This window comes from Aeromonas sp. Prich7-2, assembly GCF_017939255.1.
GTDB lineage: Bacteria > Pseudomonadota > Gammaproteobacteria > Enterobacterales > Aeromonadaceae > Aeromonas > Aeromonas caviae.
In genome coordinates this window covers 1-4,073 of the sequence record NZ_JAGKRI010000099.1, presented here as the reverse complement: position 1 = coordinate 4,073, position 4,073 = coordinate 1, and the positions used below count along the sequence as shown (strand labels likewise).

At 62.2% G+C, this 4,073-nt stretch carries 5 protein-coding genes; 4 read left to right on the top strand and 1 reads right to left on the bottom strand.

From position 1 onward, the window contains the following. Positions 1-200: hypothetical protein (locus J9892_RS15230; protein ID WP_210538553.1), on the bottom strand; the 200-nt coding region annotated here is incomplete at its 3' end. 92 nt (positions 201-292) lie between these two features. Here J9892_RS15230 and J9892_RS15225 point away from each other — a divergent pair. From J9892_RS15225 to J9892_RS15210, 4 genes are all read left to right on the top strand, one after another. Next, complete coding sequence (locus J9892_RS15225; protein ID WP_182955344.1) at positions 293-856, top strand: NnrU family protein; 564 nt, start codon at positions 293-295, stop codon at positions 854-856. A gap of 59 nt (positions 857-915) precedes the next feature. Then, a complete protein-coding gene (locus J9892_RS15220; protein WP_103857976.1) occupies positions 916-1,452 on the top strand; it encodes a glutathione peroxidase in 537 nt (178 codons plus the stop codon). Positions 1,453-1,534: 82 nt separating this feature from the next. After that, the gene (locus J9892_RS15215; RefSeq protein WP_010673064.1) at positions 1,535-2,470 is read left to right on the top strand and encodes a LysR family transcriptional regulator; all 936 of its coding nucleotides are present in this window, start codon (positions 1,535-1,537) and stop codon (positions 2,468-2,470) included. A gap of 182 nt (positions 2,471-2,652) precedes the next feature. Next, entirely contained in the window at positions 2,653-3,849 is a 1,197-nt protein-coding gene (locus tag J9892_RS15210; protein ID WP_041214468.1) for a NupC/NupG family nucleoside CNT transporter, read from the top strand. The last annotated feature ends 224 nt before the right edge of the window (positions 3,850-4,073 follow it).

Sequence of the window (4,073 nt, the reverse complement as noted above, 5' to 3'; positions counted from 1 at the left end):
ATAACCTGGCCAGAAGGAGGCAATATCAATATGATGCACGGCGACAGCAGGGTGATGGTGGTGGTGTGTTTGGAGACAGCCAGTTTACCAGCACCCTGTCTGTCAACTTCCACTTCCCCAAGATCCCGCGAAGAACCTTTTTTTATTATCCTGCTGTCTTTCATATGGTTTTTGTATTCTGACAAGGGGCTTTGCGGCATAGTGATCTCCCGACAGTGAGGGAGCCACGAGAAACAAGGCCCGCCTGAGGGAGGGCTTCCCATTCCGGGGGGCAATATGCGAGGTGCGAGCCATGATCCTGCTGACCCTGGGGGTGGTGTTGTTCACCCTGACTCATCTTTACCCCTGTTTTGCGGCACAGCACCGCGCCCGTCTGCGGGCTCGGCTGGGGGAGAACCGCTACAAGGGGCTCTTCTCGCTGCTGGTGTTCGTCGCCATCGGCTGCATCCTCGCAGGCTGGCGCAGTGCCAGCCCTATGCCTCTCTATTTTCTGCCTGTCTGGGGGCCCACCCTGGTGATGGGGATCATGCCGATCGCCCTTGTCCTGCTGTGTGCGGGGCAGGGGGCGAACCATTTCCGCCGTTGGCTGGTGCATCCCCAGCTGCTCGGGGTGCTGCTCTGGTCGGGGGCCCATCTGGCGGTGAACAGCGAGGCGCGTTCTCTGGTGCTGTTTGGCGGGCTCGGTCTCTGGACTCTCATCAGCATCGTCTGGATTTCGATGCGGGAGTGGGGTCGTCACCCCCGTGCCGCCGCCACCTGGCAGGGGACGGGGATCAGTCTGGGTGCGGGGCTGGCCCTCACGGCTCTGCTTATCTTCTGGGGACACGGCTGGCTGACCGGGATCCCCCTGCACTGATCCCTGAACCAGATTCCGGGGTCTTGCGTATGATGGACAAAACAATGGGAGTCACGTCGATGAAATGGTTCACCCTGCTGCTGATGCTCGGCTCGGGTGCGGTCTCTGCCGCCTGCCCCGATTACTTCAACGTGGAGATGCGGGAGCTCAACAGCACCCAGCGCCACAACCTCTGCCAGTTGACCGAGGGCAAGGTGGTGCTGGTGGTCAACACCGCCTCCTACTGCGGTTACAGCGGTCAGTTCCGGGATCTGGAAGCCCTCTATCAGGGCTACAAGGAGAAGGGACTGATGGTGCTGGGCTTCCCTTCCAACGATTTCTGGCAGGAGGCGGGCAACGAGAACAAAACCGCCGAGGTGTGCCGCCGGGACTACGGGGTGACCTTCCCCATGTTCAACCGGGTGGCGGTGCGGGGTTCGGATGCGGTGCCGCTGTTCAAGGGGCTGACCGCTGCTGCCGACGGTGATGCGCCCAACTGGAACTTCCACAAGTACCTGGTCGGGCGGGACGGCAAGCTGATTGCGAGCTATGGCGCCAACCAGAATCCGTCGGATGATCCTCTCAAACAGCAGATCATCGATGCCCTGGGGCACTGACCCTACCCCATGGCGGGCCGCTCTGGAATAATGCGGCCCCGCCATCCACTCCGGTGACACCGTGCTGCAACGTCTTCCCCAAATGGTGATCTTCGATGCCCTGGTTCGTGAACAGGGCATCTCGGCGGCTGCGCGCCGCCTCGGGGTTTCCAAATCCCACATCAGCAAGCAGCTCGCCCTGCTGGAAACCGCGCTCGGCGCCCAGCTGGTACAGCGCACTACCCGCCGTTTCGGGCTCACCGAACTGGGTCAGGAGTATGCCCGCCACTGCCGCGCTCTGGTGGCGGTGGCACTGGAGGCGGAATCCATGGTGGCGGAGCGCCGTGGCAAGGTGAGCGGCGTGCTCCATCTGGGGGTGGGTCAATCCTTCGGGCGGTTGCACGTGATCCCGCGCCTCAAGGCGTTTCAGGCACGTTATCCGGATCTGGAGCTGGAGGTGTCCCTGTTCGATCACCGCACCAATCTGGTGGATGAGGGGCTGGATCTCTGGATCACCACCTACGAGGACAAACCCGAGTCTCTGGTAGGGCAGCGACTGGCAGACATCGGCTTCGTGCTGGTGGCCTCGCCGGATTATCTGCTGAGTCACGGCACGCCACTGCACCCCAGGGATCTGGCCCATCACAATTGCATCACCTACCAGAGCCGGGAGCGGCGCTACCACGAGTGGTCATTTCGCCAGGGCAAGGAGCGCCAGACGGTGCAGGTGGCGGGCAACTACCGGGTGGATCTGGCGGAAGCGGTGCGGGACGCCGCCCTGGCCGGGCTCGGCATCGCCTACGTGGCCAACTACCTGCTGGACAAGGAGCTGCAATCTGGTCAGCTCATCCCTCTGCTGCCCCAGTGGCAACCGAACCAGAAGATGGCGGTGCACGCCGTCTATGCCAGGCGAGAGCATCTGGATCCCAAGATCCGCCTCTTCATCGACTTCCTCAAGGAGAGCTTCGGACCCGGGCCCTACTGGGCGCAGCGACTCGCACCCTGGCTCGGGGGGAAATTGTCCGGCACCGAGGAATAATCGTTTCCATACAAGGACACTGGCGTGAGTGCGGTTTCAAAGTTGTGTCAAATCAGTCAGTTGGCGCAACCGATATCGTGCAAACGTTTTTGCTAACAGGGTTGTAACCCGGCAGGGTTGCGGCGGTGAGGGGAGGGGAGCAGAATCCGCGCCCATCTTCAGCCTCACTGGATGGAATCCCCATGATTGCCCTGCTTGGTATCCTGAGCATCCTGGCCCTGGCCGCACTCTGCTCTGATAATCGTCGTCGTATCCCGTTGCGAACAGTGGGCTTTGCCCTCTGCCTGCAAGTGCTCTTCGCCGCCCTGGTGCTCTGGCTGCCCGCCGGTCAGCAGGTATTGAACGGTGTCAGCGAGAGCGTCAGCAGCGTCATCGGCTACGGCCAGGAGGGGATTGCCTTCCTGTTCGGGGATCTGGCCAAGTTCAAGCTGGGCTTCATCTTCGCCTTCAACGTGCTGCCGGTGATCATCTTCTTCTCCGCGCTGATCGCCATCCTCTATCACATCGGCCTGATGCCCAAAGTGATCGCCCTGCTCGGCGGCGGCCTGCAGAAATTGCTGGGCACCGGCCGCGCCGAGAGCCTCTCTGCCACCGCCAACATCTTCGTCGGCATGGTGGAAGCGCCGCTGGTGGTCAAACCCTATCTCTCCAGGATGTCCGATTCCCAGTTCTTTGCGGTGATGAGCTGCGGGCTGGCCTCGGTAGCTGGCGGCACCCTGGTGGGCTACGCCAGCATCGGGGTCGAGCTGAAATACCTGATTGCGGCGGCCTTCATGTCCGCCCCTGCCGGGCTTGCCATGGCCAAGATCCTGGTGCCGCCCGCCGCGCAAGAGGAAGATCACCACGAAGACGTGGAGATCCCCCGCGCCACCAACGTCATTGAAGCGGCCGCCGATGGCGCCATGGCGGGTCTCAACATCGCCGTCGCCGTGGGGGCGACCCTGCTGGCCTTCGTCGGCGTGATCGCCCTGCTCAACGGCCTGCTGGGCTGGGCCGGCGACCTGGTGGGGCTGGAGCTGAGCTTCCAGATCATCCTGGGCTGGCTGTTTGCCCCCGTCTCCTGGCTCATCGGCGTACCCTGGGATCAGGCCCAGGCGGCCGGTGCCCTGATCGGCACCAAGATCGTCATCAACGAGTTCGTCGCCTTCATCGCCCTGGTGCAGGATCAGACCCTGAACGAGTCGAGCAAGGCCATCGTCACCTTCGCCCTGTGCGGTTTCGCCAATATCTCTTCCATGGCGATCCTCATCGGCGGCCTGGGGGCCATGGTGCCGGAGCGCAAGTCCTTCATCGCCCGCTACGGCATGCGCGCCATCCTGGCGGGGGTGTTGGCAAACCTGATGAGCGCCTCCCTGGCAGGCTTGTTCCTCGCCCTCTGATAGACCCTGGAAGTCAGCACCTTCCGGTCATTGCCCGCTTCGGCGGGCTTTTTTGCACCCGCTTGCAGGCAAAAAAAAGGGTTCTTCGCGGGATCTTGGGGAAGTGGAAGTTGACAGACAGGGTGCTGGTAAACTGGCTGTCTCCAAACACACCACCACCATCACCCTGCTGTCGCCGTGCATCATATTGATATTGCCTCCTTCTGGCCAGGTTATACCGTCAT